The sequence below is a fragment of the Hydrogenoanaerobacterium saccharovorans genome (assembly GCF_003814745.1).
GTDB lineage: Bacteria > Bacillota > Clostridia > Oscillospirales > Ruminococcaceae > Hydrogenoanaerobacterium > Hydrogenoanaerobacterium saccharovorans.
In genome coordinates this window covers 187,037-213,468 of sequence record NZ_RKRD01000001.1, presented here as the reverse complement: position 1 = coordinate 213,468, position 26,432 = coordinate 187,037, and the positions used below count along the sequence as shown (strand labels likewise).

Sequence of the window (26,432 nt, the reverse complement as noted above, 5' to 3'; positions counted from 1 at the left end):
TTTTGACCGGTCGCACCCTACGCGGGTGCGTGGATTGAAATGTGTCCAATAAATTAAAATGTTTTTTGCAATACGTCGCACCCTACGCGGGTGCGTGGATTGAAATAATATTGGCAAGCTTGATTTGCTTGTAGTGCTCGGTCGCACCCTACGCGGGTGCGCGGATTGAAATGTATTGATATTTGTTGGCATATGCTCCGCTTACGGTCGCACCCTACGCGGGTGCGTGGACTAAAAGCAAACGAACTGGCTCTGAAACAAAACTTATATCTTTCATCAGCACCCTATATTATCTTAATCCAGTTTAGTATATAATGTAAATAATGGACATCAATAAACAAATAGGGGGATTTTATGAAGACGGTATTGATAAGTGAATGCAGTGACTATAACATACCTCATACTGCGCTGCTTGACCTTTCGACTATCAAGGTAAAAGGCTGTACTGGCTGCTGGACTTGTTGGTGGAAAACACCCGGCAAATGTATTCAGCATGATTTGGATGATTTTTACCGAAGTTATCTTAACTCTGATAAAGCTATATTTATTGCAAAGCTTGAAAATGGATTTATCAGCGGCAACATGAAGTCGTTATTTGATAGAATGATACCACACTTTTTACCTTACTGCGCTTTTGCCAACGGCGGAACAATGCACATGCCCAGATATAAAAAATACCCCGATATTGAATTTTACTATGACTATCAATTTGAAAATCAAGATGTATACAACATATTCTTCGATTATATTAATAAGGTCTTCACACAATTTTACTCTAAAAATATACTTATCAAAAATGTATCGGATTTTAATACAAGGAGGGAGCGCGATGAAAACAATAATCTTGAACGGCTCGCCCAAAGGTAATGTAAATAACAGCGGAAGCTACTTCTTAGCAAGGGCATTTGTTAGTAAAATGGAAAATCCCTGTGAAATACATTCAATAGCAAAAGAAAACCAGCAAGACCTTTATAATTACATCGAACATTTTGATAACATTATAATTATTACACCGAATTATGTACATTCTGTGCCAGGTGTAGTTCTTGATTTTCTACACAAGTTTCCCTCTGCAACATGCAATAAATCCATTGGATTTATTATTCAATCAGGGTATCCTGAAACATCCGAAAGCGAAATTATATGTCGATATTTTAAAAAGACAGCGGAAAGATTAGGATATCATTATTTGGGAACCATTGCTAAAGGTGAATGTGCCGGCATTGCAATTATGCCGAATATGTTTAAAAAGCTTGCAGAACAATTTGCAGAGCTTGGTAAAACTTTTGAACAGACAAATTCATTTGATAAAAAATACATTGATTTATTTTCTCAACCTTATTTACTTCCAAAAGGGATTGTTGTGTTTCTAAATTTACTTAATACGATAGGCATTGGAAAACTTGGTTGGATAAAAATGATAAAGAAGAATAATGCATATCAACAAAGGCTTGATATGCCGTTTTTAGATCAACCGAGATAGATACTTTGATGAAATAATGAAAAGTGCTAATCAAACACAAGTACTAAAAGAGATTATGAAAAAATATAATTTAAAATTTCAAGAGGTTAGCAGCGATTAAAGAAAATTTGTATCATAGTTAAGGATTATAATTCTTACCTTTCCAAACTATATGACCAGTCATTATCTCCGTTCTATACAAAGCTTCTTTTCATCCGGCTCCTAATGATATTCAAGTATCAAAAACACACACAAAATAGGCACTCGATTCTATTATCGGGTGCCTATTTCTTGTCTGCGTTTAGAATTACGTACTGTAAGACAGTACATCTCTCGATTTTTATCTGCCGTCGTTCCAGCTAATACATATATTTGCGGAGGTTCTTTAAATTATTGCAGTAAGTAGTCACTATTTAAATCAGATACACGCTTTTCCAGAAGACTCCAACTATGTTCACCTAAGGTACCATCCGCTTTAATTTGTTCATCAATTTGGAATTGGCGCAGAGCTTTGTACGTATCAGTACCAAATCGTCCATCTGGTACTCCATCGTAATAGCCAAGTTGTTTTAACATCACCTGCAGTTCGAGTACATCGCTTCCCACTTTGCCATCCATAAGAACACGGAATGGTGCGGTATCATGCTTTATGTACACAAGCACACCAATGGATATATACTTTTTCAACTCCGACACATCTTGATTTTTCATTCGGATACACCCGTGTGAGATGTTATGATTGCCCACCACCCAAGGATTTACCGTACCATGAATACCATATTTGCCCCAAGGAACATTAAGGGCAATCCAACTACCGCCAAAGCCTTGACCCCAATTTCCAATATCGGTAACAATCCATAAACCGGTGGGGGACGGATTTTCTTTGCTTCCTCCGGAAACTGGCCATGACTTGATTTCTTTTTCACTCTCATAGAGAATTAGTATTTGCCGATCCAAATCAACAAGGATAGAATAGCCTTCCAACGCAGGTGTAAAATGGCCAAAGATAGATTGGTAGTGCCAATTACCAACAGCTGGATTAGGCTCTGGCATCTGGTAATGAATTACCCATTGGTCCCATGGTCCATGAGTAGCAACTAACACAATTGAAGTAAAAATTATTAAGGACAATGCAAATTTTATAATTTTTCTCTTTGTAAAAATAACAAACACGGCATCCCCTCTTAAAAACAGATACTATATATAACTATATGCAAAACATATATACTATATAATTCGTATTATTAATTTACTATTTACTGGCAGGCACACTAAGCTGCCCGCCACTATTCATGCCTACAAACTCCCTAATAGCGTTTTTATAGTTTATGTGTAATTTACTTACTCAAATGCAAATGCAGCAAGAGCCTTGAGGCTGTACCCAGCCTGTTACATTAGAAGACACACGTGCAAATACGATTGCATGGTGGCTTTCCTCCGAACGCGCGATCGCAGTTTTAAACTATTTTGTGGATGAGTGTCATCTTCCCGAAAACCAAATGTCTGTAGCAGGATATGCTCATTTCCTTCCTGTCAGCAATAGCGATTGGGCAAAATCCCGTTCACTAAACCGTAGGGTGGAAATAAAAATTAGCGGAAGAGATTTTTAGAATCGATTCTGTACATTGTATCAATAATAATGCCCGTAGGCATAAAAACATTGAAAAAATGCTTGTCCATCCTCTGCTCTGATGATAAATTAAAAAAGCAAAAAAGCCTATGAAACCATAGACTTTTTTGCTTTTTAGTAATATAAATGGTGGGAGAGGATGGATTCGAACCATCGAAGCGATTCGCAACAGATTTACAGTCTGCCCCCTTTGGCCACTCGGGAACTCTCCCCTATTCACTTTTACAATGCGAAAAAAATGGAGCTGGTGGACGGATTCGAACCCCCGACCTGCTGATTACAAATCAGCTGCTCTACCAGCTGAGCTACACCAGCATATTTTCGACGCTCTAATATATTATCACATTTAAAACCAGTTGTCAACAAGTTTTTCATGTCTTTTTATAACAGAGCAATCCGCCCATAATTTGTATTGCTTTTTTGTCAAACCCCTCGCTTTAATTAAAAAGCTATAAAGGTATTGGTGGTCGAGGCGACAGGACTTGAACCTGCGGCATCTTGGTCCCAAACCAAGCACTCTACCAAACTGAGCTACGCCTCGTTGTTGCACCGGGGAACTAAGTTGTACCTGCCTGTGTCAATATATTTACCTTAAAACAGGAAGTTTGCGCAACCGACACAAGCAACATAATTAACAGTGCAAAAAATATTATAGTATAGTTTTGCATTTCTGTCAACCTACAATTATAATAATTTTATAAAAACCGCCTGCATATGGGGGTTTTTGCTTGACTTATAGGTATAACACATTTAAAATAGAACGGTAAGACAGATTTTATTTGTACTACCCACAATCTGTGAATTTTGTGCCTTGAAATGGCAGAACGGAGGACCCCCCAATGCTGAAGAATTCAGAAAAAACTATGGATAAAATCGTTGCCCTTTGCAAAGGCCGAGGTTTTGTATATTCCGGTTCCGAAATCTATGGCGGACTTTCAAATACATGGGATTACGGCCCGCTCGGCGTTGAATTTAAAAATAACGTGAAAAGAGCATGGTGGAAAAAATTTGTGCAGGAAAGCCCTTACAACGTAGGCTTGGATTCTGCTATTCTTATGAATCCTCAGGTATGGGTGGCATCCGGCCATGTGGGCGGATTTTCGGACCCATTGATGGATTGCAAAGACTGTAAAACACGCCATCGCGCCGATAAACTGATAGAAGACCAGACCGGTGTTTCGCCCGAAGGCTGGGAATTTGATAAAATGAAGCAATTCGTTGTAGATAACAACGTGAAATGCCCCGATTGCGGCAGCCAAAACTTTACCGACATCCGCAAATTCAACCTGATGTTTAAAACATTTCAAGGCATTACCGAGGACAGCAAAAACGAAATTTACCTGCGCCCCGAAACTGCACAGGGTATTTTTGTTAACTTTAACAACGTACAGCGCACCACTCGCCGCAAACTGCCGTTTGGTGTCGCACAGGTTGGCAAAAGCTTCCGTAACGAAATTACCCCCGGTAACTTTACTTTTAGAACCCGCGAGTTTGAACAGATGGAGCTGGAGTTTTTCTGCAAACCAGATACCGACCTTGACTGGTTCTACTACTGGAAAGACTACTGCCACAACTGGCTGCTGAGCCTTGGCATCAAAGAAGAGAACCTTCGCCTGCGCGACCATGCACCCGAGGAGCTTTCGTTCTATTCAAAAGCAACAACCGACATCGAGTTTGTGTTCCCCTTTGGCTGGGGCGAGCTGTGGGGCATTGCAGACAGAACCAACTACGATTTGTCGCAGCATCAAAATCATTCGGGCAAAAGCATGGAGTACTTTGACCAAGAAACCAACGAAAAATATGTACCCTATGTGGTTGAGCCGTCTTTGGGCGCAGACCGTGTAGTACTTGCATTTCTTTGCGAAGCGTATGATGAAGAACAGATTGATGAGAAAGATACCCGCGTAGTGATGCGCCTGCATCCTGCACTGGCACCTATTAAAGCATGTATTCTGCCGCTTTCGAAAAAACTAAACGAAAATGCAACCAAGGTGTTCCACGACCTTTCGAAAAAATTTATGGTGGATTACGACGATGCCGGTTCCATCGGCAAACGTTACCGCAGACAGGACGAAATCGGAACACCGTTCTGCATCACCTACGATTTCGATTCGGAAAATGACGGCTGCGTAACCGTACGTGACCGCGACACAATGGAGCAGCAGCGTCTGCCCATCAGCGAACTTGTTTCGTTCATTGAATCTAAACTTGAATTTTAGTGACGGTATCGCCACAAAAACGGGTGTAACCCCTTTGCACATTTACAACAAGCCGTCGAGCCTCTCGGCGGCTTTATTTTATTGGAGGATTAGATGGCACTTTTAAAAAAATATCTTTACAGCGACATGGATGGCACACTGATCGGCAATAACAAAACCGTATCTCAGCGTAACATTGATGCCATAAAAGAGTTTGTTGCACATGGCGGTGAATTTTCGGTAGCAACCGGGCGTTCGGCAGAACTTGCACTGCCCTATCTTGCAGGCATCCCGCTTACGATGCCTGGTATCATTTACAACGGCGCTGCGGTGTACGATTTTGATAAGTGTACTTACCTGCACAAGTGGTGCATACCCGAAGATATTATGCGCAAACTCGTTACCACAGCCATACAGGTTTACCCTACCGTATGTGCCGAAGTGTGCGACGGCAGACCGATGCAGCTTGTAAACCCAAACAGTGAAATGGATGTTTACATCATTGCAGAAAACCAGGCTTATGAGTTTGCCTCTCTCGACAGCTGCGGTGATTGCCTCAAGGTTTTATTCTACGGTGAGCATGAGCGATTGCTCGAGGTGCAGGCAGCCATAGAAAGCGCAGGCATCCGCGGTGTTACCTCTTGCTTTTCTGCTCCGTTTTACCTCGAATACTTGCCCGAGGATGCATCAAAAGGGCATGCTTTGCAATGGATTAGCGAAAACCTCGGCGGAGACCTTGCACAAACCGCTGCCATCGGCGATTTTGATAACGACATCACGATGATTGAGGAGGTTGGTTTCGGCGCAGCGCCCTCCAACGCACAGCAGGTGATTAAAGACCGTGCCGACGTAATTGTTGCACACCATACCGAAAGTGCAGTGGCAGATTTGATTTATTCGCATTTGCTCCTTGATGAGCACGCTGTTTTATAAAAAATGTTTCAAGGGCGGGCGCAGTTGTTATGCTGTGCCCGCCCTTTTTCTTTGGTTATCTTGTTATAAATAAGGTGAATCGGGCATTACTACCGCAGCAATGATATATGCCAAAATACCAACACCACAAAATATAAATACCAACCGAACAATGGTCGGGTCCCAATTAAAATATTCGGCAATACCGCCGCAAACACCTGCAATAATACGGTCATTACGGCTTTTGCAAAGCCTTTTATTCTCCATTGTATTTTCACCCCTTTACAAAATGCAATAAAAATTCTATCTTAACATACTTTCGTTTTCAGCAATCGCTCATTTAGAATAGTTGATGATATCATTGATATCTTGTAGGTTTTTAACAAAAAACACCTTGCCTTTATAAGGTTCTAAAAATTCTATGATTTTTGGGATATTGTATTTCTGATATTTATTTGTCCAAATCAGTAAATCTTTTAATGATTTTAATGTTTCTTTTTTCGATTTTTCGATACCAAACTTTCTTCGGATAAATCGACGGATGATTCTATAGTGAAATACAATGGGTTTGGTTGTTAAAATAAATATATAGTCAGCCTTCGAAAAGCTATCTTGTAACCAATCGTAAAACACGCCTTCTATAATCCAATCATTATTTTTCAAGATGTCATTTAACTTTTGGGTACGATTTTTAACCGACATCTTTGTACCATATGTATTTGACATATGATCCCAATAAATATTGTCTAAATCAAAATGACGAATGTTATACTGCTCGGCAATCTTATTGGCAATATAAGTTTTGCCTGTGCCGCTGCCTCCGAGAATATGTATTTTCAAAATAGCGCCACCCAGTTTAAATCAAAATTTTTTCCTCTTTTATTTTCCGCTTATCAATAGCCCATTTTACAAGCAGTAAAATAGCTACATAGCCAAAAAACACCGCCCCTAACAAGTTGCTTGTGTTATCAACTACTTTGCCGTTTTCAACCAACGCTTTGTATACGCCCACTCTTGTTGATAGGCTTGTAAAGCTGAGAAAGTTAAGTATGCTAAATATAGAAAAACATACAATCTCTGAAGCAAAGCTATCTCCTTCTCTAAGAGATGCATTTTTAATAATCGTACAAGTGGAAAAGTATACCGCCGGCATAAACAGCAAAATACATGCTTTCGCTATGGGTTGTGCCCAATCATAATTGCACTCAATCCAACTATTTATAATGATTAGTGCAACGGTTATGCCAAGCGTTTGATGACCAATTTTTTGTCTGATTATTTTTTGTGTTTCATCGTAACAATAGCGTGACATGTCTTCTTCCCCCTTATATTATTGTTGCTATAAGCGCAGATGTTGTTCGATTTGCGTTTCACCAATTACTTTTATACCGTTTTTCAGCAGCAGCTCTGCGGTGAACCCATTGCCGTTTATTAATTTGCCTGTAAAACTGCCGTCATAAATTTTACCGCACCCGCACGATGGGCTTCTCTCTTTTAATATAGCAAGGCTGCATTCGTAAAACTCTGCCAGTTTTAAAACCTCTTGGGCACCTTTTATATAGCATTCGGTAACATCTTCGCCCGCTGTGTTTACCACCCTGTTATTTAGTATTTCCGCAGGCTCACGCGGTGTTTTCATTCCGCCGAATATCTCTGGGCAAACGGGTATAAAGTGGTATTTCTCCTTGTAATTTTGCAATCCGTCATAAAGTACACCGCTTGCATTGTATCTGCAATTTACGCCCACCAAACATGCACTAATCAAAACGTTCATATTAAAACAGCATCCTCCATCGTTTGCAAAACGCAAATATTTCAATAAAAATTTAGGCAGCCGTTTCAAACACAAACCGCTGCCTTTCTTTTTTATAATGTTTTTTCAGTAACAGCAAAAAGAATATCAATGGCAGGCAGCCTGCCATTACTCGCTTGCGTGTGGTGCTCATATTCCAAATTCAGCGCCTTATAGTCGCTTGTCGGCAGCCATTGTGTATAAAAAAACCGCTTTGCCTCGCCAATGGCGAGTCCCCACAAAAAACCGAATTTTGGCTTTACCGTAATTTTAGCATACAAACCTTGGGGTAAAACAGCGCTTTCAAGGCAATTGCTGTTTGCAACGCTGCCCACAAACAATGCAAAGTCTTGTGTGCTTGGGTTATAGTCTTTGGATAAAACAAAAAACGGCAATACGTTTCCTTTTTCTTTTTTCGTGATTTGATAATACTGTTGCGAAATATGTGCTATATCTTTCGCTATCGTCTTATCGTTCGATTTACCCCAAACGCCATAGAGATTGCGCGCCTCAAGCTGATGCAGCGTCACTTCGAGTTTTGCCATATCAAATACCTCCGCACAGTATATCAGAGTATCATTTTTATTTTAACACTAATATTTTCCATTTGCAACAACACTTTTATTATAAAAGCGGCTGCATACTAGCGCGCGCAACAAAAAAAGCAGCTATTTCTATTAAGAAATAACTGCCCTGTTTTTTGCTTATATTATTTAGCGGATGGTTCATTATCTAATCCCGAAATCTCTTTTTGTACTTTTTTTGTAAGAGTTTGCAGCACTGCCATGTAAGCCTTATCCGCCATATCGCGTACCACATCATCGGGTACATTACCGTCAAGATACAGTGAGTTCCAGTGTTGTTTGTTCATATAGTAGCCGGGCACAATATCTTTGTATTGCTTGCGCAGATAGTCGCCAAACAGCGGTTCTAACTTCATTGTAAAAATAGGTTTGCCGTTTTTATCGCCGCCCTGCATAGCAAACATTTTGCCGCCGATGAAGTATCTTGTTGCCTGCCACTCGGGTTGGTAATCTTTTATAACGCCTTGCTTATTCAAACAATACTCATCCAGCCATTCGTATGCCATATTAAGCCAACTTTCTGTACAAATATTCTTTTTTGCAAACTTCAGTAAAGTCTTACGCCAAAACGCTTGATTTTTTCCAACATTCACCATATAATAGGTTTAGAGGCACATTAAGTGCAAAGCAGGCACAGAGTGATAGAAGCACCCTGTACCCTGTATACGGAGCACAACCTCCATAAACAACGGCATAAAAGCCGCACTTTGCATATCTATTATAAGCCGAACAAACCCGTTTTGTAAAGCATAATATGCAAATTGCACTTGAATTCTGGTGTTGTATGGGTTAACTCCATGCAGCACTTTTTTGTTGCCTCGCGGATAAGCGATGGGGGTTAATAGCCTGCTCCTCCAAGCAGTATATTTCCGTCACCCCCCATCTTGCTTATTCCGTCGAGGAAGAGCAAACCCCGCCGCGCACAATGCGGACGGGGTTTTTTGTTTTAAAATTTTACATGAAAAGCGTTTGTACCTGCGTATTCGGAGGTTGTGCGCAAGTGTTCTTCAATCCGGAGCAAACGGTTGTACTTGGCAACACGGTCGGTACGGCAAGGTGCGCCTGTTTTAATTTGCCCCACACCGGTAGCCACTGCAAGGTCTGCAATGGTGGTATCTTCGGTTTCGCCCGAGCGGTGCGAGATAATGGCGGTGTAGCCTGCCTTTTTGGCAGTTTCGATTGCCTGTAAAGTTTCGGTAAGGGTACCGATTTGGTTTACCTTAATCAAAATAGAGTTTGCGGCGCCAAGCGAAATGCCCTCTTGCAAACGCTTGGTATTGGTAACAAACAGGTCGTCACCCACCAACTGCACACGGCTGCCCAAGCGTTCTGTAAGCTGCACCCAGCCGTCCCAGTCCTCTTCGCCTACGCCGTCTTCAATCGTAATAATGGGGTATTTCGAGATAAGGCTCTCCCAATGGGCGACGAGTTCTTCGCGCTGCAAGGTTTTTTGTGCTTTGGGCAGGGTGTAAACACCGTTTTGGTACCATTCGCTGCTTGCGGCATCTAAGCCGATTTTAATTTGATTGTCTGTATTATATCCTGCTTTTACTACAGCCTGTATAATGTAATCAATTGCTTCCTCATCGCTTTCAAGGTCGGGTGCAAAACCGCCCTCATCACCGACAGCAGTTGCAAGCCCTTTGCTTTTTAAAATGCCGCCCAGTGTGTGGTAAATCTCTACACACCAACGCAAAGCTTCGGTAAAGCAGCAAGCACCCACAGGCAAAATCATAAATTCTTGTATATCAATGTTATTGGTTGCATGTGCGCCGCCGTTTAAAATGTTCATCATTGGTACGGGCAGTGTACGCGCACTTGCGCCGCCAATATAACGGTAAAGCGGAAGATTTACCGCCGATGCCGCCGCCTTTGCCGTTGCCAGCGACACTGCCAGCATGGCATTTGCGCCAAGGTTTTGTTTGTTTTCGGTACCGTCTAACGAGTTGAGCGTATTATCGATGAGTGTTTGGTTTGCGCCGTCCAAGCCCACCAGCTCTTGCGCAATCGTTGTATTGATGTTGGACACTGCCTGCTGCACGCCTTTGCCGTTATAACGGCTATTATCGCCGTCACGCAGCTCATGCGCCTCAAAAATGCCGGTAGATGCACCGGACGGCACACTTGCAACGCCCTTTGCACCACATTGTAACCGAACCTGAGCCTCTACCGTAGGGTTGCCTCTTGAATCTAAAATCTCTCTGCCGCGAACATCTGCAATGCGAAACGGATAATCCATAATGAAACCTCCTAAATTTTATATTGTTATTTTTTTATTTTATTTCTAAAATATACCTAATTGTTTTTTTGATTAAATTTGCATTCCTGCACATACTAGTTGTGAAATAAGGTTGAAATTTTATGATTTCTTCATTTATTTCGTCGAAGAAGGTGGTAAACTATACTTATAAACATATTTATAATAATAGTTTGCCCAAATTCCGACAGGAATTATACTTGGAGGTATATTTTCAATGAAGTTTTTAAAAACAGCACTGATTCTGGCAGCAATGACGGCGATGGTTACACTTTCTGGTTGTACCGCATGTAACAACCTTAAAGGTACTACTACATCTTCGGTTCCACCCGTAACATCGTCTGTTCCGCCGGCAACATCATCTGCACCTGCTATAACCAGCAGCGAAGGCAGCGTGTTGCCATCAGAGCCTAAAACAAGTTCCAGCACACCCTCTCCTTCTGGCACTATGGTACCGACCTTGAGCACCGATTTCTCTGAAATCGGTGCCCTTGACGGTAAACAAGTTACCTGGGGCCCCGGCAGGCAAAAGGATGAAGTAAACCGCCCTACCGCGTGCCTTCAGCTACAAAAAAAATACGGTAAATACAACGCTTATTTTATCGGCAGCGAAAAAGGTAAACTATACTTAACTTTTGATGAGGGCTATGAAAACGGTTACACCTCAAAAATTCTTGATGTACTTAAAGATAAAAAGGTGCCTGCCGTATTCTTTGTTACCATGCACTATGTTAAAACCAACCCCGAACTGATACAGCGAATGATTGATGAGGGGCATGTTGTGGGCAACCACAGCGATAAGCACCCCAACTTTACCACACTTCCGCTTGATGCAGCACAAACCGATATTATGAGCCTGCACAATTACATGAAAGACAATTACAATTATAATATGAGCCTGTTCCGTTACCCCGAGGGGGCATTTAGCGAGCAAACATTGGCTCTTGTAAATAAAATTGGCTACAAACAGCTTTTTTGGAGTTTTGCTTACAACGACTGGAACCCCGATAAACAGCCCCCTGTAGAAGATGCAACAAACCGAATGGTTGATGCTGCCCATGACGGTGCAATTTACTTGCTGCATGCGGTTTCCAGCGCAAATACCGCCGCATTGCCCAAAGCGATTGATACTCTGCGCAATCAAGGTTACGAGTTTGTCCTGTTTAACGAGGACAGCCCAACAACAATCAGCTAGTTTCTGTAAATATCATAACTTATAATTGTGTACAAATTTTGTATTATAAGAAAAATTTGCTAAAAATTTAATTCCGTCCGAAAAAATCCGTCTCTGACGGATTTTTTTTGCTTAAATGACCGTTCAATAAAAATAAGTGCAACATGTTTACAGTTATTCGGTTAAATTATCCATATGCTTTTTCATGTAACACTCTGTACAAATTTGTCGAAAAAATGTTATACTATTTTTAAGCGTAAAATTTGTATAAGACGAAAAAAGAAAGTTTCGTTTAGGAGGAAAAAAATGGCGTTTGGTTTTTTTGAGGTTGTAAATTTATTAGGTGGCTTGGCGTTGTTCTTGTACGGCATGAATTTACTGGGCGGCGGGCTTGAAAAGCTCTCTGGCGGACGTATGGAAAAAACCCTTGAAAAATTGACAAGCAACGTGTTTAAAAGCGTTTTGCTGGGTGCTTTGGTAACTGCGGCAGTACAAAGTTCATCGGCAACAACAGTGATTGTAGTTGGCCTTGTAAACGCAGGCATTTTAAAATTGCGGCAAGCAATCGGCGTTATTATGGGTGCCAACATTGGTACTACCATTACCGCGCATATCCTTCGCCTGTCCGATATTGACAGCAGCAATTTTTTTATACAGCTGTTAAAACCCACCAGCCTTGCCCCCATGATTGCAATTGTGGGCATTCTGCTGCTGATGACTTCGAAAAAAGCAAGCAAACGTGATTGGGGGCAAATCCTAATTGGGTTTGGTATTTTGTTCACCGGTATGTTTAATATGGAGGCGGCTGTTCGCCCCTTAAAAGATTTGCCGCAGTTTGCCGAGATGTTCGCATCACTCTCCAACCCTATTCTCGGGGTAATTGTTGGTACTTTGGTAACTGCAATCATCCAGTCGTCTTCGGCATCGGTTGGTATTTTGCAGGCTCTCAGCTCTACCGGTATTATCTCCTATTCTGCGGCGTTCCCCATTATTATGGGGCAAAACATCGGCACTTGCATCACACCCATGCTTGCAAGTATCGGCGCCAATAAAAACGCAAAACGTACCGCTATGGTTCATCTTTACTTCAATCTTATCGGTACTGCAATCTTTTTGATCGCTACCTATACCATTCAGTACACCATTGGTTTTCCGTTTTGGGATTCACCCATCGGGCGTGGTGGTATTGCTAATTTCCATACCATCTTTAACGTAACCATAACACTGCTGTTTATGCCGTTTACCCGTATACTCGAACGGCTTGCCTGCTGGACAGTGCGCAGCAAAGAGGGGGATGCCCCCGATGAAGAAGTTAATATTTTGGATGAACGCTTTATGGTATCCCCCGGTCTTGCAATCAACCAGGCACGCAACACCGTCATTCATATGGCAAAGCTTGCCCACAAAAATTTTCTTGAATGCACAGGGTTATTTCATAAATTCGATTTAAAGGCTGTCGAGCGCATTAAAGAAAACGAAAACCTCATCGATAAAATGGAGGATTTACTCTATCCTTATCTGCTCAAGCTAGCCGAGCATGAATTAACAGAGCTGGAAAGCCGCCAGGTTAGCGAATTGCTGCAGCTTGAGAGTGAGTTCGAGCGCATCGGCGACTACTCCATTAATGTGCTGGAATGCGCACAGTCGCTTTACGAAAAAAGCATCAGCTTTTCTGATACTGCTTTGGCAGAACTTGATGTAATCAACCGTGCGGTAAGCGAAATCATCGGCATCGCCGTAGAAACAACCGAAGGGCACGACTTGAAAAAGGTACTGAACATTGAGCCGCTGGAAGAAAACATTGATTTGATGGAAGAAACCCTTAAGGCACGCCATATCGACCGGCTTAAACAAGGGCTTTGCTCGGTGGATGCAGCCTTCCCCTTTGTGGAAACTCTCGCAAATTTAGAGCGTATTTCCGACCATTGCTCCAACATCGGGGTATACCTCATTGGGCACGAGGGCGAAAAACGCAACCTCGACCGTCACGAATACATCCGAAAAATCCACAAGGGAGAAACCGAACACTATAATGAAAAGTTTGCATTTTACGAAAACAAATATTACAGCAAAATAAAATAACAGCCTGTTCTGTAAAAGCTATCCAAAATTACGGGTAGCTTTTTTAATTGAGATGCAACAATTCACCCCATTATCGGCACTATATGATTACTGGAACAAAAAATTCAAGCATCATTTAACGCTCAATTCTGTGTACAAAATGTAAAATGCTTGGCATCGCACTTGCCATCTATTTATAAATAGTGTATCATAAAAAATGTTAATTCATGCGTTTTGATGTTGTTGTATGGCAAAAGAGAGGAGTATTTTTCTTATGGGAATGGATCCATCGGTAGGTATGGCAGGCGCTGCAGGTGCCGCAGGCATTGTGACGGTGCTCAAATATATTATTATCACGTTGGTCGGTGGGGTTGCCCTTGGGGCAATCGGTGGTTTGATTTTTGCAGGTATTAAATATCCCAATCCAAACAAAAAGGCTATATTTACTACCAAACAAAAAATCATTGTGCTAATTGTTATTGCTATCAGCATTTCGCTGATTGTATTTGCATTTGTTAAAAAGCCCAAATCGGGTGGAGACATGATGGTAAACGGTGATGGAATTGAAGCAAGCATGGCTCTGGATGAAAATGGCAACCCCATTGAAAACGGCGATGCCGCTTTAGATTCAGAGGCATCACACCCTGCTGAGGGCGATGGCGAAACAGAAGCTAGCGGTGAAGCCGATGCAGAAAGCTCTGAAAAAACAGACGAAAAAAGCGAAACAGAAAGTTCGTCCAGTGAAGATGCATCGTCTGAATCCGAAAGCAGTACGGCATCTAAATCCAGTGGCACTGTTAAAAGTGGCGGCAGCAAGGTAATTGCTGGCGGCGGTGTAACCATTGCCCGCCCAATGATGTAATTTTTTCTATGTAAAGAACATAATTTGAACAGCCTGTAAAGATTTTTTCTTTGCAGGCTGTTTTATTTGCAATATGCTACAGACATGCTGTATAATTAAAACCTGTCAGACATTACATTTTATAATAAAACCAATTGGAGGGTATTATGAATTTAATTAAAAAATCTGCTGCTTTGGTGCTTGCGCTTGCAATCTCTGCTGCAGCACTTACCGGTTGCGGTGCTGCATCAAAAAAACAGAGTTACCTTACCGACAGCGAGGGCAAACCCGTTCAAGTAGAAAATATTGCAAAGATTGACGGCGAGGATATTTCTCTTGAAGAATACCGCTATTATTTCTTGTCATCAAAAGCATATTTTGAGCAGATGTTTGCAGGTGCGGCAAGTTCTTCGGCATCGGGTGAAGAAACCGACATTTGGGCAAATGAAGAAATGCTGAATTCTGCCAAAGACCAAGCCCTGGAAGCCATAAAATTTGACCGGATTCTGCGCAAATACGCAAAAGACAATAAAATTGAGCTGACTGCCGAAGATAAAAAGAAAGTTGACGACAACATCAAAAGCGCCATCGAACAAGCAGGCGGATTAGAACAATACAAAAAAACACTGGAAGAAATGTTCCTTAACGAGAACCTCTACCGCAGTGTTGTTGAGTCACAAATACTTCAATCCAAAGTGCAAGAGGCTATGACCTCTGCCGGCAGCCGTCTTGCGCCGTCTGAGGATGAAGTGAAAACCTATTTTAACGAGAATTATTTGCATGCAAAACACATCCTCATTTCAACACAGGACATCACCGATGAAGCAGAAATAGCAAAGAAAAAAGAAACTGCCGAAAAAGCACTGAGCCGTGCCAAAGCAGGTGAAAATTTTGATGCTTTGATAAAAGAATACGGTGAAGACCCCGGGATGACCAGCACCCCCGACGGCTACTATTTCCCTGAAGGGCAAATGGTTACCGAGTTTTACGAGGGTACAAAAGCACTGAAAGATAACGAAATTAGTGGTTTGGTCGAATCCAGCTTCGGTTATCACATCATTCAGCGCCTGCCCATTGCAGCCGATTACTTTGACAAAAACAAAGATACGGTTGCCCCGCAAATTGTTGCTGAAAAAGCCGGCGCAAAGTTGAATGAAGAAATTTCTGCTTTAATGGAAGCCAGTGTTGTGGAAAAAACCCCGGAGTTTGAAATGATTAATTCTAAAAACCTAAAATAATAAATACAGCCGAAGGAGCGATGCTTAAAGCATCGCTCCGTTTTTGTTATGCTTCTATCCACTTTTCGCCGTCAGCATATTTACCGTTCACGCGTACTTCAAAGTGGCAATGGTAGCCTGTAGCAGTGCCCGTTTTACCTACAACTGCAATCACATCGCCTTGCTGCACCACGTCACCCGGCTCTACCAAAAGTTCTTTGCAGTGTGCATAAAGCGTAGTTATTCCATCGCCATGGTCAAGAATAATATGTTTGCCATAACCATATTCCGTATCTTTCGCAAATGCAACGGTTCCGCTTGCAGCCGCAAGAATGTCCGTACCTTCAGGCGCTGTATAATCTGTACCCATGTGCTTTTCATAGCTCCAAAAGGATGCGGAAACCCAACCATCCGTCACCGGCTTAATCAGCGAGATTTTAGGCTCTCCTAAATATTTAGAGTCATCAATCACAGTAGCCAAATCTTCGGCAGAATCTTCAAATTCTTGTTCGGGCTCAAGCAAAATTTCACTGCTGCCATAATCGGTTGCCTCGTTGCTCATAGCCATCTGTTGGGGCTTTGGTGTTTTAGGGTTGAACGCACTTGCTGTAAATACGCCCACTGTGCTTAAACCGATGACCGCACAGATACCAACAAACAACAACAGCTTTTTTGTTTTTTGAACACTCATAATTAAATGCAATCTCCTTTTCATAAGTTTCTTTCCTCCTATGAAACCAGACACTACATCGGGAACTCTCCACCGTTTACCGTTCATTTGGTTGAGAATCGCAAAACCATATGCCCTGCGCTGCTCCTTATCCATATACTGTACCAGTGTTTCATCACACGAAAGTTCGCACAGCTCATTTATCTGCCTGCTTAAAAGATACATCAGCGGGTTAAACCAATGCAGTGCATTTACAAACAGTGCCGCAAGCTTATAAACTAAGTCTCTGCGCTTGCAGTGAGTTAGTTCGTGTAAAAAAATCAATTCGCATTCTTGCTTGCAAATCTTGGGGTTGGGCAGGATAATAGCAGGTTGAAAAATGCCCATCAGCATGGGGCTGCCCACCTGTTCACACACTCTAACCCCCACGTTGCGCTTTATATGCAGGTTCCCTTTGCACCAATCCAACTGTTGTGTTAATGTGCTGTCGGTAACCGTGGCACTGCAATGACGTACACTTTGGTAAAACCGCGCCCAAACAAACAGCTTGTACATTGCAAACAGCAACGCACCAACTGCCCATACCCCAGCCACCACATGCAACGGTGTTACCGTGTTACTCGGTGTAGGCAAAGGCGGTTGTACAACGGCTTCAAACAATTGGTTTACCGCCGTTATATGAACATGTGCATCAGCGGGCATTTCGTGCGGGCGCTGCTGAAAAGGCAACACATGAAACGGCACAATAAATACCACAAGCGGGATTAGCCGCGCATAGTACTGCCATGTACTGTTCCAAACTTGTTTTACAAGTGGAGTAAGAACGAGCAAAACGAGCATGGTTGCTGAACCTGCCATCGTAAGCGGCAATATTGTGCGATAAAAAAAGTTTAGCATGTTACTTACCTCTTCGACAGCCAATCTTTCAGCTCATCGATTTCTTGTTGCGTCAGTTCGTTGGAGTCAACCAGCGATGCCATAAAACTTTTTACAGAACCGCCGTGTACATCTTCCAAAAAGCTGACTGTTTCTTTCCCCCGATAGCTCTTCTCACTCACCAAAGCTTTGTAAACATTTGCCTTGCCTTGTTTTTCTACCTGCACCATGCCTTTTTCTGCAAGGCGCGATAAAAAGGTGAGTACTGTGGTGTTTTTCCAGTCCCTGCCCAAAGGCAGACGCTCCAGAATCTCGCCACTGGTAATTGGTGCGGCATGTTCCCAAATAATTTGCATCAGTTCCATCTCGGATTTAGAAATTTTCGTCATGATCATGTGGCTCCTTTTATCTTCTACACTGTGTAGTAACATCATTCTACATTATGTAGAATTTAAAGTCAAGCATAAAAAAGAGAAACTTTTCCAAGTCTCCCTTTAAAAATCCAGTATTAAAAATTTATCCGAGTTACTTTCTATTTCTTTTTTTATAGCGGTTATATAAAACAGTGGATGCAAGCGAAATAATAATCATAACAGCAAAAGGCAAAATAAACTGCATCGAGGTGGGGTTTTCAAGGTTTTTGCCAACCAAAACCGCGGGTATCATCACAGGCAAAAGCCCTAAAATGGAGCCTACCACATAGGTGCGAAAATCCATGCCCGAAGCACCCAGCAACATGCTTATAATATCGCCTGGCAGAATGTTTACCACTCTAAGCAGATAAGAGAGAAACACACCGTTTTTCTCAGAATAATCCGATAGCTGTTGTGCTTTGGGGTATTTTTTTACCAGTTTGCCTACCGCCTCACTACCCGAAAATCGCCCGATATAATATGGAATTGCAATGCAGATGAACAACCCTGCTGCACTGAGCAAGATTGCATACAGCGTAGGGAACATTGCCCCCGCAGCAATATACAAAACCAACAGAGGGAAAACAACCGATACCGATTTAACTGCATACAGCCCTAAAATTGTTAACGAAGCCAACACGTAGTTGTGGGGCGCTATGCTTAAAATATCGTTAATTGAAATACGCTTAAGGGCAGCACCAAAAAATACAACGATAGCTGCCATTGCCACAAGTGGCAGATATTTAAGCAGTTTTTCTCGGTTCATGCCTTATCCCTCCCTTTACATAACAGTGTAATGTGCATTGGCATTTTTGTAAATATATTCGTCAACGTGTAAGAAAAATCGACATGCAATTCGTAGTTTTATGGGGTAAAGGTGCAAGATTTTTGTTGAATATTGATATTATTCCCTATATGAAGTAAACTATAAAGTATTGCGTTTATCGATCTAAGAGAAAAGGAGTACACTTATGTCCCAATCACCAAAACACAACCGAGGTCAGTTCACCTCATCACTCGGGTTTATTCTTGCAGCCGCAGGCTCTGCAATCGGGCTTGGCAACCTGTGGAAGTTCCCCTACATCGCCGGTAACAGCGGCGGTGGATTTTTTATTGTATTTTATATTTTATTCGCACTGATTCTCGGTGTTCCTATAATGCTCGCTGAAATGAGTATAGGCAGAAAAACAGAGCTTAATCCCATTGGTGCATTTCAAAAGTTGAACAAAAAATGGACGTTTGTCGGCGTTCTGTGCTGTGTTTGTTCTTTTATCATTCTCTCGTACTACAGCGTAGTTGGTGGGTGGGTGATGAAATATATTTTTGCTTACTTGACCGGCGGCAAATTCGGCTCGGATACCTCAGCTTATTTCGGAAAATTTGTATCCAGCACGTTTGAACCTGCCATTTGGCATATATTTTTTATGGCATTTTGTGCGGTAGTTGTTATAGGGGGCGTTGCCAAAGGCATTGAAAAGGCAAGCAAGTTTATGTTGCCCTGCCTTTTTGTTTTGATTGTAGTTGTGGCAGCGCGTTCAGTCACTTTACCGGGCGGTATGGCAGGTGTAAAATTTCTTCTTGTACCAAGATTTGATGCACTGGGCTCGCTGCGCGAACTCAGTAACGTTATGGTTCTTGCTATGGGGCAGATTTTCTTTAGCCTCAGCCTTGGCCTTGGTATTGCAATCACCTACGGCAGCTATTTAAAGAAAGATTCCAACCTGCAAAAAAATGCATTTTACATCGTAGGCCTCGATACATTAATGGCTGTTTTGTCCGGTCTTGCCATTCTTCCCGCCGTATTTGCATTTGGGTTTAAACCCACCGCGGGCCCCGGCCTTATTTTTGAAACACTTCCTTCTGTTTTCAGCTCCATGCCTTTCGGCGGGCTGTTCGGCCTTTTGTTCTTTATCCTGGTGTTCTTTGCAGCTGCTACCTCAGCTATTGCCTTGTTGGAGGTTGTTGCCGCTTACTTTATCGACCATTATCACTGGAGCCGTATTAAGGCAACGGTGCTAATGGCAATCATTATGGGCATTATCGGTATATTTGCATCGCTCTCGATGGGGCCGCTTGCAGACTTTACTATAGCCGGTATGAACTTGTTTGATGCAATGGGCTTTCTAACCGATAAGATCTTTATGCCGATTGGTGCATTTTGTACTTGTCTGTTTGTGGGCTACGTATGGGGTGTGGACAATGTTGCTGCAGAAGTACAGCAGCATGGCGTAAAATTCCATATTAGCCGCATATTCAATATATGCATAAAATATATTGCTCCGGCACTAATTCTTGTAATCTTTGTAATGGGGCTTATCCCTGCATAACCAATAACACAAAAAGCCGCCTGATTGCGAATCAGGCGGCTTTTATAATGTAGATTCATTTAATTAGTAATTAGTAGTTTTTCACTCTTTGTGCAAAGTAAGCCTTGGGGTGGTCACACACCGGGCATTTTTCAGGCGCAGTTTTACCGCGATGAATATGTCCGCAGTTTAAGCAAATCCAAACGATCTCTTCGTCTTTTTTAAATACAGTATCGTTTTCAACATTTGCAAGAAGTGCACAGTATCTCTCTTCGTGCTCTTTTTCAATTTTTGCAACAGCTTCGAATAAAAATGCAATTTTATCAAAGCCTTCTTCTTTGGCGGTTTCGGCAAAGCCTTTGTACATATCTGTCCATTCATAATTCTCGCCCGCAGCAGCGTCCTTCAGATTCTCAGAGGTTGTTCCGATCCCGTGAGCCAGTTTAAACCATATTTCGGCATGTTCTTTTTCATTGTTTGCCGTTTCGGTAAACAGCGCTGCAATCTGCTCAAAGCCTTCTTTTTTTGCTTTGGATGCATAATAGGTGTATTTGTTTCTTGCTTGAGATTCGCCTGCAAACGCAGCCAGTAAATTCGCTTCGGTTTTCGATCCTTTTAATTCCATAATCTTACCTCTTTCTGTCTTATATTATTTATGTTTGCATTTATTACATAAACCATTGATAATGAGATCATGATGCCTGACAACAAACCCTGTGCTTTTTTCAATTTCAGAATCCAGCTCTTTCAAACTATCCAGTTCTACATCAAAAACCTCTCCGCAGCAGTCGCAAATCATATGATAATGTTCATCCGTACGAAAATCGAAACGGTCGCTGCCGTTGGGGATCGCTATTTTATGAATGAGACCATGATCGGCAAGCAGATTCAAATTGCGATATACAGTACCAAGGCTGATGTTTGGGTTTGCGCTTCGGAGATGGCTGTACACAAAATCGGCAGTAGGATGTACTGGATTTTCTATGACAGTGTTCAGTACAAGTTCTCTCTGCTTTGAATATTTCATTACAGTTTTCTCTCTTATTTCTTTATTCAATCAGCGATAATAGTAATTGTTATCGTTTACTGTGTCTATACTATACCACATTGGTGTATTCTTGTCAACCATATCTTTTTGCTGATTATTACCTAAAAATTGCACTTTCACTACATTTTTCTTGCTTTCATTTTCATATCGTGTATAATTAAATTAGGAAAATATCTCCAATATTTTCAACTTGAGATATGCATTCATTACCTTTTATGAGTAGGAGGGACAACCCCATGAAGAAAAGTATGCGCGGTACGCTAACCTACATCGTCACATTTTGTTTGGTATTTGCATTACTGCCGGTAAGTGCTTTGCAACTGATAAACTCTGTGTCTCCGGCAATAGGCAATAGTGAACAGGTTTACGACAGCAGTGAAATTGTTGACAGTGGTCATAGAAGAACATCGCGCAAAAGTACCAACGACGCAGATCGTTTGGCTTATGACTACTGGATGGGTATACGAGAGGACATTACGTATGCATCCGATGAAGCAATCATCTATGTCGAAGCCAAAGACTATAAAATTATTCCTGTTCAAGTGTTGGAAGAACTCAAAGACAAAGATGTCACATTAGAAATTGATTACCGAGGCGACAGCATCATTATTTATGGTAAAAAGATGCATCCCATCGAAGATTACCGTATCTATTATAACTTAAACGATTTGCAGGAATTGTACGAAACACCTGTAGAAGAGCCAGAAGTACCTGAAGAACCCGAGCAGACTTCTGCCCCGCCCGTCAAAGAGGCGCCCCCCAAGGTTGTGGGTACAATTACACCTCCCCCATCATCTTCTTCCCAATCGGAAGCTTCTTCTTCCTCTTCTGCATCTGAGTCAGAGCCCGATCAGCCTGCTGAAGCAATCACACAGCCTGCTGTAGTACAGCCGCCCAAGCCAGAAAGCAGTGTTCGGCTATGGATGGTAATTACCATTGCATCGGGCGCCATTGCGGTAATTTCTGTAATTGTTTGTATTCTCTCGATACAAAGGCAAAAACGCAGATTCTAATTAACTAACAGGGAGACGCGAGATGCATCTCCCTGTTTCAATCATTTTTTCAGAAACATCTTGACAAAATAATTGGGAAATGATAATATAGTAAAGCAACATGCGGATATGATGGACTTTGTGCACTAGATTTAGGTTGTGCACTTCTGTATACATATTCAATTATTCGATAAATTCGAGATTTTTCTCGTTTTTATATTTGTGGGTTAAGCTAAGTGCTCCACCTCGGTTTTAAGTTTTCTTCACCGTGTAAAAATTAAAAGGGAACGTTATATATGCGGATATGGCGGAATTGGCAGACGCGCTAGATTCAGGTTCTAGTGAGTTCACGCTCATGCAGGTTCAAGTCCTGTTATCCGCACCAAACAAAAACCTCGCTACGCAAACTGCGTCGCGAGGTTTTTTTGTTTAAAATAAAAGCTGCACTGCAAAAACTGTGGTAATATGCTTGTTATGTGTAGCTTTGACAACAACGGGGAGAATGACAATGGGATTATTCAATAAAAAGCAAAAACAGCAAGATTATATTGCTTTGGTAAGAAAAACTGCAGAAGAAGCCATGCCCGAATTAAAAGGCTGGGATATGACATTAACAGCTTCTAAAAGCAGCGCCATGTCTACATTTAAAAAGGCAGGAGGCTACTTATTAAAAAATGTTGCTGCTAATGTTGCGGCAAGCGTAGTTGGACTTAGGGTTCATTTTAACGAAAACCCTTTTGAAGAAATTATGTTTATTACTTGCTTTAAAGGCACTGACATTTACTTTTTATCCATCGGCGATGGACTAAGCAAAGAAAACTTAACCATAGATAATGATATGTGCTTTCACTTTACCGGTGCTGAAATACAAAGCCTTAAAAAAGGTTTTGGAAAAAAAGTCACGCTGAATTTGCGTGACGACGGAAAATTTATGTTTACATATGGCGTTGGCGCAGGAACGATATACTCTATACCAGAGGGCGATAAGCAACTGGAAAGTTTTATAAAGTTGTTTTAGTAACTTTGATAAAAACCATGTGATGAGATTCATATCCTTGCATATTTTTTCCTATCCTTATTTATATTCCATTCTGAATCCATTCAGTTATATGTTGCCTCAATTATAATATATCATGGTATCTTCTAATTCTTTAAGATGTGCATATAGCCCCTTGGTACAAAAAACCTTCTATCGTAGTTTTTACTCTTCGATAGAAGGTTTTTTCCGTCACTTTTTCATTTCTTCTGCATAATGTGGATTGCAAAACCCGCAAACTCACCTGCAAGATAGACATTCGTTATTCTGCCGTCAGTGTCGTAGGCGGCGGTATCCATGTTGAAGCTGAAGCCCTTAGACTTAAGCTCCTCCATTGCACCTGCAAGGTCATCGGTACACATAGCGATATGACCGTGTGTACCGAGAAACGGTGATTTCATACACTCGAAGTACTGCCCGCCAAAGATATTCTTTTGCCCTTGGCGCACCTCAAGATTAAAAAGCAAGGATTTGCCTTGTTGGAGGTGAAGCACTCAATGGCATGTGCAAGTGCATCCACACCTGTGGCCGCCGCTATGTTGCGAGGCAGATTCTTGATCATTGACGCATCAAGTATCACATAATCGGCAATCATTTCAGGGTTAACTATGCCCACCTTTCAACAAAAAGACATGGGATTTTCTTCTCAACAGCCCAAATTGTCCGCTAAGCGACACCGTCAACACACTGCACCTTCGCAATGTCGATGCACTTGACGGGGAGATGGCTCGTGAGCTTATCGCTGCACTGCAGGTAATGGAGGTATGCAGGCGCAACCGCGTGCTTTTCAGCAGCGTGCGTACTGCCAACGAGTGGATCTCACCCATTGGGCAGGAGTTTGTGCGAGAGATTGATTGTGTGGTAGTGCCTCTGCCGCCACTGAGAGCGCGCTCCGACACCGTTCCATCACTTGTGAGCATCTATCTCAATCGCATCAACCCTGCGCTAGACCGACAGATTGCGGGCATCACCCCCGATGGTATGCAGATGCTGCAAGAGTATCGCTGGCCCCACAACTACACCCAATTCAAAGGTTGCTGCAAGAGCTTGCGGTTATGGCAAAGGGGCCAATCATCAGCACAGACGAGGTAGCATGCGCCCTATTCACCAGAAGCTGCCATTGCAGTAATGCGTTCAGGGTAAGCGTATCATCATTTTATTGTAGATTATGGTAAGATTGTGGGCTGCTTTGGTGAGTAATTTTCAACACAAAAGGCAGTAGATAGACTATCTACTGCCTTTTTATTATGCTGTTTTAAGAGAGATTATTGTAAGTAAAATAAGCGCTGATATTGTCATAGAGTTTGCTGTGCAAAGCGCAATTGAATTTATATCTAGGATAATTATTTGAAGTTACATCACTCTAATCAATTGGGATATAATCATGCTGCACCCTCATTTTCAAAGTTTATTACCGTTCTGGTCTCACCGCTGTCGAAGTATTTTGGGATAGATGAATCTAGATACTGCTCTTTTGCCAAATCAGGCATTGGAGTAATTCCTTCTATAGAAGTAGGTTCTGTTGTAAAGGTGGTGGTTAACGGAGTGCTTTCTTTCCCAAAAGATTCAATTGCCGCTATTTCCACACGATACTTTGTTCCTTTGCTTAACCCGCTGACAGTAAAGGTTTGAGTTGGTGCCATTTGAGGAATACCTAAATAAAAATCTGAAAACCACAACTGATTGGAAGTTACTTGGTTTGTAGTTTGATTGATTACTTTAACACGGTATGAATGAACAAAATCATCATGAACACCTTGCGGAACAGTGAACGATGCAGTGTTTTGAGTAACATTAGTTACGGTAATGCTGCTGCCTTCAGCAAATTCTGGGGCACTTCTTGAATCTGCCCTGGTATTGCCGTAAATAAAATCCGTTTTTGATATTGGCAGATCAATCATCCAATCGTCTTTTATTTGCTCATCGTTATGAAAGTCCCATTTTTTAATGTCTACTGTCGAATCGGTAACATCAACAATCAGCCCTTGGGCAACTTCGTCTGCACGCGGAGGAACACTGCCATTTACTTTGCCGTTTTCAAGTTCGGTATAACTTAATGTGCATGTAGCTACGGAGGTAAAATCTGTCTGGTCAATGGAACGTTCATCTTCTAAAGGGCAATGAGTATGCCCCGCAAACAGGATTACTTGAGGATAACTGTTTAAAAAATTTCTGAGTTCAGAATTTCCCCAACCATCACTCATATAATTTGTGTTAATTGCAGGGATATGCGAAAAAACAAAGATAGGCTTGTTGGGGTCAGATGCAATGGCATTATCAATCTGCTGTTTTAGCCAATTTAATGTACTTGATGGAAAATCACCTTCTGTAGACCTGTCATTGGTGCTTACGCCAATAAAACTGTAACCATTCATCACAATTGTTCTATTGATATCCGCCCCGAAAGCCGATTTAAAACGAGACCGGCATAAAGACGGGAATATGCTTCCATAGTAATCGTGATTCCCCATTACCATTAACTTTTGCGGTCTGGTAGCGGGGTCATCAAATACTTGATTGAAAATGCTATTGAACTTTTCATATGATCCCTTTTTCCCGCTGTTTGCAATATCTCCCGCAACCATTAGTGCATCAATATTTTCTTGCTTAAATTTCGTAAGTGCTTTGATTAAATTTTTATCTTCTTTGTAATCTTGTGAGGATTTATCATTGAGGTGAACATCGCTTATTACACCAAACCGTACACTTGGTGAAGCCGGCTCCTGTGCCAATACAGGTACACAGGTTACTACTTGAGTTATAATGAATAAAATATTTGCTGCTACAAACAGAATTGCTCTTTTAAGTTTACTCATTTTTATCCACCTTTCAAAATTTTACTTCACTATGGCGGCTCTGCTGTTTTGCCTTACGCATATTCTGCATCATTAAGAACAGGCTTATAAAGTCTGAGCTGAAAAATGCCGTTGCAAGCACACCTTTAAGTGTCAAGAACTTGTACA

The 26,432-nt window shown here is 41.7% G+C and carries 27 protein-coding genes, 4 tRNA genes, 1 pseudogene and 1 CRISPR repeat array (1 of these 33 cut by a window edge); of the genes and pseudogenes, 13 read left to right on the top strand and 19 right to left on the bottom strand.

Going from position 1 to position 26,432, the window contains the following annotated elements; translation table 11 throughout:
* A CRISPR array of direct repeats spans window positions 1-238; the repeat unit is 32 nt; unit sequence GTCGCACCCTACGCGGGTGCGTGGATTGAAAT; it reaches 987 nt to the left of the window's first position.
* Between the two features lie 116 nt (window positions 239-354).
* On the top strand, window positions 355-867 hold the full coding sequence (locus tag EDD70_RS00965; protein WP_092753899.1) for a flavodoxin family protein: 513 nt from the start codon (window positions 355-357) through the stop codon (window positions 865-867).
* On the top strand, window positions 830-1,483 hold the full coding sequence (locus tag EDD70_RS00960; RefSeq protein ID WP_092753901.1) for an NADPH-dependent FMN reductase family protein: 654 nt from the start codon (window positions 830-832) through the stop codon (window positions 1,481-1,483). Before EDD70_RS00965 ends, EDD70_RS00960 begins: the two co-directional genes overlap by 38 nt.
* A gap of 369 nt (window positions 1,484-1,852) precedes the next feature.
* On the opposite strand, the gene EDD70_RS00955 is transcribed toward EDD70_RS00960, so the two are convergent.
* From EDD70_RS00955 to EDD70_RS00935, 4 genes are all read right to left on the bottom strand, one after another.
* Window positions 1,853-2,635, bottom strand: a complete 783-nt coding sequence (locus EDD70_RS00955; RefSeq protein ID WP_092753903.1) for a L,D-transpeptidase family protein — start codon at window positions 2,633-2,635, stop codon at window positions 1,853-1,855.
* Window positions 2,636-3,219: 584 nt separating this feature from the next.
* Window positions 3,220-3,304 (bottom strand) — tRNA-Tyr (locus EDD70_RS00945).
* Between the two features lie 27 nt (window positions 3,305-3,331).
* Window positions 3,332-3,407 (bottom strand) — tRNA-Thr (locus tag EDD70_RS00940).
* 149 nt (window positions 3,408-3,556) lie between these two features.
* A tRNA-Pro gene (locus EDD70_RS00935) sits at window positions 3,557-3,633 on the bottom strand.
* Window positions 3,634-3,931: 298 nt separating this feature from the next.
* Here EDD70_RS00935 and EDD70_RS00930 point away from each other — a divergent pair.
* Complete coding sequence (locus tag EDD70_RS00930) at window positions 3,932-5,311, top strand: glycine--tRNA ligase (protein ID WP_092753907.1); 1,380 nt, start codon at window positions 3,932-3,934, stop codon at window positions 5,309-5,311.
* Window positions 5,312-5,404: 93 nt separating this feature from the next.
* Window positions 5,405-6,223 (top strand): Cof-type HAD-IIB family hydrolase, encoded by an 819-nt coding sequence (locus EDD70_RS00925; protein ID WP_092753909.1) that lies wholly within the window; start codon window positions 5,405-5,407, stop codon window positions 6,221-6,223.
* 63 nt (window positions 6,224-6,286) lie between these two features.
* On the opposite strand, the gene EDD70_RS00920 is transcribed toward EDD70_RS00925, so the two are convergent.
* From EDD70_RS00920 to eno, 7 genes are all read right to left on the bottom strand, one after another.
* Window positions 6,287-6,469 (bottom strand): PspC domain-containing protein, encoded by a 183-nt coding sequence (locus tag EDD70_RS00920; RefSeq protein WP_092753911.1) that lies wholly within the window; start codon window positions 6,467-6,469, stop codon window positions 6,287-6,289.
* Between the two features lie 69 nt (window positions 6,470-6,538).
* Window positions 6,539-7,042, bottom strand: a complete 504-nt coding sequence (locus EDD70_RS00915) for a P-loop NTPase family protein (RefSeq protein ID WP_092753913.1) — start codon at window positions 7,040-7,042, stop codon at window positions 6,539-6,541.
* Window positions 7,043-7,058: 16 nt separating this feature from the next.
* Window positions 7,059-7,514 carry a hypothetical protein gene (locus EDD70_RS00910; protein WP_092753916.1) on the bottom strand — a complete coding sequence of 152 codons (456 nt, stop codon included), beginning with the start codon at window positions 7,512-7,514 and terminating at the stop codon, window positions 7,059-7,061.
* Window positions 7,515-7,541: 27 nt separating this feature from the next.
* Entirely contained in the window at window positions 7,542-7,976 is a 435-nt protein-coding gene (locus EDD70_RS00905; RefSeq protein WP_092753918.1) for a 2-thiouracil desulfurase family protein, read from the bottom strand.
* A 92-nt stretch (window positions 7,977-8,068) separates the two neighbouring features.
* Window positions 8,069-8,539 carry a GyrI-like domain-containing protein gene (locus tag EDD70_RS00900; RefSeq protein WP_092753920.1) on the bottom strand — a complete coding sequence of 157 codons (471 nt, stop codon included), beginning with the start codon at window positions 8,537-8,539 and terminating at the stop codon, window positions 8,069-8,071.
* Window positions 8,540-8,703: 164 nt separating this feature from the next.
* Window positions 8,704-9,084: an MmcQ/YjbR family DNA-binding protein gene (locus tag EDD70_RS00895; protein ID WP_092754670.1), complete on the bottom strand. Its 381-nt coding sequence runs from the start codon at window positions 9,082-9,084 to the stop codon at window positions 8,704-8,706.
* A 440-nt stretch (window positions 9,085-9,524) separates the two neighbouring features.
* On the bottom strand, window positions 9,525-10,817 hold the full coding sequence (gene eno, locus EDD70_RS00890; RefSeq protein ID WP_092753922.1) for a phosphopyruvate hydratase: 1,293 nt from the start codon (window positions 10,815-10,817) through the stop codon (window positions 9,525-9,527).
* Window positions 10,818-11,052: 235 nt separating this feature from the next.
* Here eno and EDD70_RS00885 point away from each other — a divergent pair, with 235 nt between their 5' ends.
* The 4 genes from EDD70_RS00885 to EDD70_RS00870 all read left to right on the top strand — a co-directional run bounded on the left by EDD70_RS00885 (window position 11,053) and on the right by EDD70_RS00870 (window position 16,149).
* Window positions 11,053-12,030 carry a delta-lactam-biosynthetic de-N-acetylase gene (locus tag EDD70_RS00885; protein ID WP_092753924.1) on the top strand — a complete coding sequence of 326 codons (978 nt, stop codon included), beginning with the start codon at window positions 11,053-11,055 and terminating at the stop codon, window positions 12,028-12,030.
* A gap of 285 nt (window positions 12,031-12,315) precedes the next feature.
* Window positions 12,316-14,091: a Na/Pi cotransporter family protein gene (locus EDD70_RS00880; RefSeq protein WP_092753926.1), complete on the top strand. Its 1,776-nt coding sequence runs from the start codon at window positions 12,316-12,318 to the stop codon at window positions 14,089-14,091.
* A 253-nt stretch (window positions 14,092-14,344) separates the two neighbouring features.
* Entirely contained in the window at window positions 14,345-14,932 is a 588-nt protein-coding gene (locus tag EDD70_RS00875; protein WP_092753928.1) for a hypothetical protein, read from the top strand.
* Window positions 14,933-15,078: 146 nt separating this feature from the next.
* Window positions 15,079-16,149: a peptidylprolyl isomerase gene (locus EDD70_RS00870; RefSeq protein WP_092753930.1), complete on the top strand. Its 1,071-nt coding sequence runs from the start codon at window positions 15,079-15,081 to the stop codon at window positions 16,147-16,149.
* Between the two features lie 46 nt (window positions 16,150-16,195).
* Here EDD70_RS00870 and EDD70_RS00865 read toward each other — a convergent pair whose 3' ends face one another.
* The 3 genes from EDD70_RS00865 to EDD70_RS00855 form a co-directional block, all read right to left on the bottom strand.
* Window positions 16,196-17,695: a M23/M56 family metallopeptidase gene (locus EDD70_RS00865; protein WP_092753932.1), complete on the bottom strand. Its 1,500-nt coding sequence runs from the start codon at window positions 17,693-17,695 to the stop codon at window positions 16,196-16,198.
* A gap of 5 nt (window positions 17,696-17,700) precedes the next feature.
* A complete protein-coding gene (locus EDD70_RS00860; protein ID WP_162840872.1) occupies window positions 17,701-18,063 on the bottom strand; it encodes a BlaI/MecI/CopY family transcriptional regulator in 363 nt (120 codons plus the stop codon).
* A 136-nt stretch (window positions 18,064-18,199) separates the two neighbouring features.
* Window positions 18,200-18,853 carry a TVP38/TMEM64 family protein gene (locus EDD70_RS00855; protein WP_092753936.1) on the bottom strand — a complete coding sequence of 218 codons (654 nt, stop codon included), beginning with the start codon at window positions 18,851-18,853 and terminating at the stop codon, window positions 18,200-18,202.
* 205 nt (window positions 18,854-19,058) lie between these two features.
* Here EDD70_RS00855 and EDD70_RS00850 point away from each other — a divergent pair, with 205 nt between their 5' ends.
* Window positions 19,059-20,414 carry a sodium-dependent transporter gene (locus EDD70_RS00850; protein ID WP_092753938.1) on the top strand — a complete coding sequence of 452 codons (1,356 nt, stop codon included), beginning with the start codon at window positions 19,059-19,061 and terminating at the stop codon, window positions 20,412-20,414.
* Between the two features lie 70 nt (window positions 20,415-20,484).
* Here the strand turns inward: EDD70_RS00850 and rbr are convergent, their stop codons facing one another.
* Both rbr and EDD70_RS00840 read right to left on the bottom strand, forming a co-directional pair.
* Window positions 20,485-21,021: a rubrerythrin gene (rbr, locus tag EDD70_RS00845; RefSeq protein WP_092753940.1), complete on the bottom strand. Its 537-nt coding sequence runs from the start codon at window positions 21,019-21,021 to the stop codon at window positions 20,485-20,487.
* A 21-nt stretch (window positions 21,022-21,042) separates the two neighbouring features.
* Window positions 21,043-21,420 (bottom strand): Fur family transcriptional regulator, encoded by a 378-nt coding sequence (locus EDD70_RS00840; protein WP_092753942.1) that lies wholly within the window; start codon window positions 21,418-21,420, stop codon window positions 21,043-21,045.
* A 257-nt stretch (window positions 21,421-21,677) separates the two neighbouring features.
* Here EDD70_RS00840 and EDD70_RS00835 point away from each other — a divergent pair, with 257 nt between their 5' ends.
* The 3 genes from EDD70_RS00835 (at window position 21,678) to EDD70_RS00825 (ending at window position 23,451) form a co-directional block, all read left to right on the top strand.
* Window positions 21,678-22,454: a hypothetical protein gene (locus EDD70_RS00835; protein ID WP_092753945.1), complete on the top strand. Its 777-nt coding sequence runs from the start codon at window positions 21,678-21,680 to the stop codon at window positions 22,452-22,454.
* A gap of 277 nt (window positions 22,455-22,731) precedes the next feature.
* Window positions 22,732-22,818: transfer RNA gene (locus tag EDD70_RS00830), tRNA-Leu, on the top strand.
* 123 nt (window positions 22,819-22,941) lie between these two features.
* A complete protein-coding gene (locus EDD70_RS00825) occupies window positions 22,942-23,451 on the top strand; it encodes a hypothetical protein (protein ID WP_092753947.1) in 510 nt (169 codons plus the stop codon).
* 218 nt (window positions 23,452-23,669) lie between these two features.
* On the opposite strand, the gene EDD70_RS00820 is transcribed toward EDD70_RS00825, so the two are convergent.
* Window positions 23,670-23,936 carry a 2-dehydro-3-deoxyphosphogluconate aldolase gene (locus tag EDD70_RS00820; RefSeq protein ID WP_242943112.1) on the bottom strand — a complete coding sequence of 89 codons (267 nt, stop codon included), beginning with the start codon at window positions 23,934-23,936 and terminating at the stop codon, window positions 23,670-23,672.
* Window positions 23,936-24,088, bottom strand: a pseudogene (locus EDD70_RS00815) (iron-containing alcohol dehydrogenase); the annotation flags it as partial. The gene EDD70_RS00820 and the pseudogene EDD70_RS00815, both read right to left, overlap by 1 nt.
* Window positions 24,089-24,192: 104 nt before the next feature.
* On the opposite strand from EDD70_RS00815, the gene EDD70_RS00810 reads away from it, so the two are divergent.
* Window positions 24,193-24,561 (top strand): AAA-type ATPase lid domain-containing protein, encoded by a 369-nt coding sequence (locus tag EDD70_RS00810; protein WP_092753949.1) that lies wholly within the window; start codon window positions 24,193-24,195, stop codon window positions 24,559-24,561.
* Window positions 24,562-24,851: 290 nt separating this feature from the next.
* Here the strand turns inward: EDD70_RS00810 and EDD70_RS00805 are convergent, their stop codons facing one another.
* Window positions 24,852-26,285 carry a metallophosphoesterase gene (locus EDD70_RS00805; protein WP_092753951.1) on the bottom strand — a complete coding sequence of 478 codons (1,434 nt, stop codon included), beginning with the start codon at window positions 26,283-26,285 and terminating at the stop codon, window positions 24,852-24,854.
* Window positions 26,286-26,432: the final 147 nt, after the last annotated feature.

Excerpts from the sequence above, each read along its gene's own strand:
- EDD70_RS00825 (WP_092753947.1), top strand. The coding sequence starts at position 22,942 with ATGGGATTATTCAATAAAAAGCAAAAACAGCAAGATTATATTGCTTTG.
- EDD70_RS00930 (WP_092753907.1), top strand. The coding sequence starts at position 3,932 with ATGCTGAAGAATTCAGAAAAAACTATGGATAAAATCGTTGCCCTTTGC.
- eno (WP_092753922.1), bottom strand. The coding sequence starts at position 10,817 with ATGGATTATCCGTTTCGCATTGCAGATGTTCGCGGCAGAGAGATTTTA.
- EDD70_RS00910 (WP_092753916.1), bottom strand. The coding sequence starts at position 7,514 with ATGTCACGCTATTGTTACGATGAAACACAAAAAATAATCAGACAAAAA.
- EDD70_RS00805 (WP_092753951.1), bottom strand. The coding sequence starts at position 26,285 with ATGAGTAAACTTAAAAGAGCAATTCTGTTTGTAGCAGCAAATATTTTA.
- EDD70_RS00900 (WP_092753920.1), bottom strand. The coding sequence starts at position 8,539 with ATGGCAAAACTCGAAGTGACGCTGCATCAGCTTGAGGCGCGCAATCTC.
- EDD70_RS00835 (WP_092753945.1), top strand. The coding sequence starts at position 21,678 with ATGAAGAAAAGTATGCGCGGTACGCTAACCTACATCGTCACATTTTGT.
- EDD70_RS00885 (WP_092753924.1), top strand. The coding sequence starts at position 11,053 with ATGAAGTTTTTAAAAACAGCACTGATTCTGGCAGCAATGACGGCGATG.
- EDD70_RS00855 (WP_092753936.1), bottom strand. The coding sequence starts at position 18,853 with ATGAACCGAGAAAAACTGCTTAAATATCTGCCACTTGTGGCAATGGCA.
- EDD70_RS00865 (WP_092753932.1), bottom strand. The coding sequence starts at position 17,695 with ATGCTAAACTTTTTTTATCGCACAATATTGCCGCTTACGATGGCAGGT.
- EDD70_RS00850 (WP_092753938.1), top strand. The coding sequence starts at position 19,059 with ATGTCCCAATCACCAAAACACAACCGAGGTCAGTTCACCTCATCACTC.
- EDD70_RS00840 (WP_092753942.1), bottom strand. The coding sequence starts at position 21,420 with ATGAAATATTCAAAGCAGAGAGAACTTGTACTGAACACTGTCATAGAA.
- EDD70_RS00810 (WP_092753949.1), top strand. The coding sequence starts at position 24,193 with ATGGCTCGTGAGCTTATCGCTGCACTGCAGGTAATGGAGGTATGCAGG.
- EDD70_RS00905 (WP_092753918.1), bottom strand. The coding sequence starts at position 7,976 with ATGAACGTTTTGATTAGTGCATGTTTGGTGGGCGTAAATTGCAGATAC.
- EDD70_RS00860 (WP_162840872.1), bottom strand. The coding sequence starts at position 18,063 with ATGACGAAAATTTCTAAATCCGAGATGGAACTGATGCAAATTATTTGG.
- EDD70_RS00925 (WP_092753909.1), top strand. The coding sequence starts at position 5,405 with ATGGCACTTTTAAAAAAATATCTTTACAGCGACATGGATGGCACACTG.
- EDD70_RS00920 (WP_092753911.1), bottom strand. The coding sequence starts at position 6,469 with ATGGAGAATAAAAGGCTTTGCAAAAGCCGTAATGACCGTATTATTGCA.
- EDD70_RS00880 (WP_092753926.1), top strand. The coding sequence starts at position 12,316 with ATGGCGTTTGGTTTTTTTGAGGTTGTAAATTTATTAGGTGGCTTGGCG.
- EDD70_RS00870 (WP_092753930.1), top strand. The coding sequence starts at position 15,079 with ATGAATTTAATTAAAAAATCTGCTGCTTTGGTGCTTGCGCTTGCAATC.
- EDD70_RS00875 (WP_092753928.1), top strand. The coding sequence starts at position 14,345 with ATGGGAATGGATCCATCGGTAGGTATGGCAGGCGCTGCAGGTGCCGCA.
- EDD70_RS00965 (WP_092753899.1), top strand. The coding sequence starts at position 355 with ATGAAGACGGTATTGATAAGTGAATGCAGTGACTATAACATACCTCAT.
- EDD70_RS00960 (WP_092753901.1), top strand. The coding sequence starts at position 830 with ATGAAAACAATAATCTTGAACGGCTCGCCCAAAGGTAATGTAAATAAC.
- EDD70_RS00895 (WP_092754670.1), bottom strand. The coding sequence starts at position 9,084 with ATGGCATACGAATGGCTGGATGAGTATTGTTTGAATAAGCAAGGCGTT.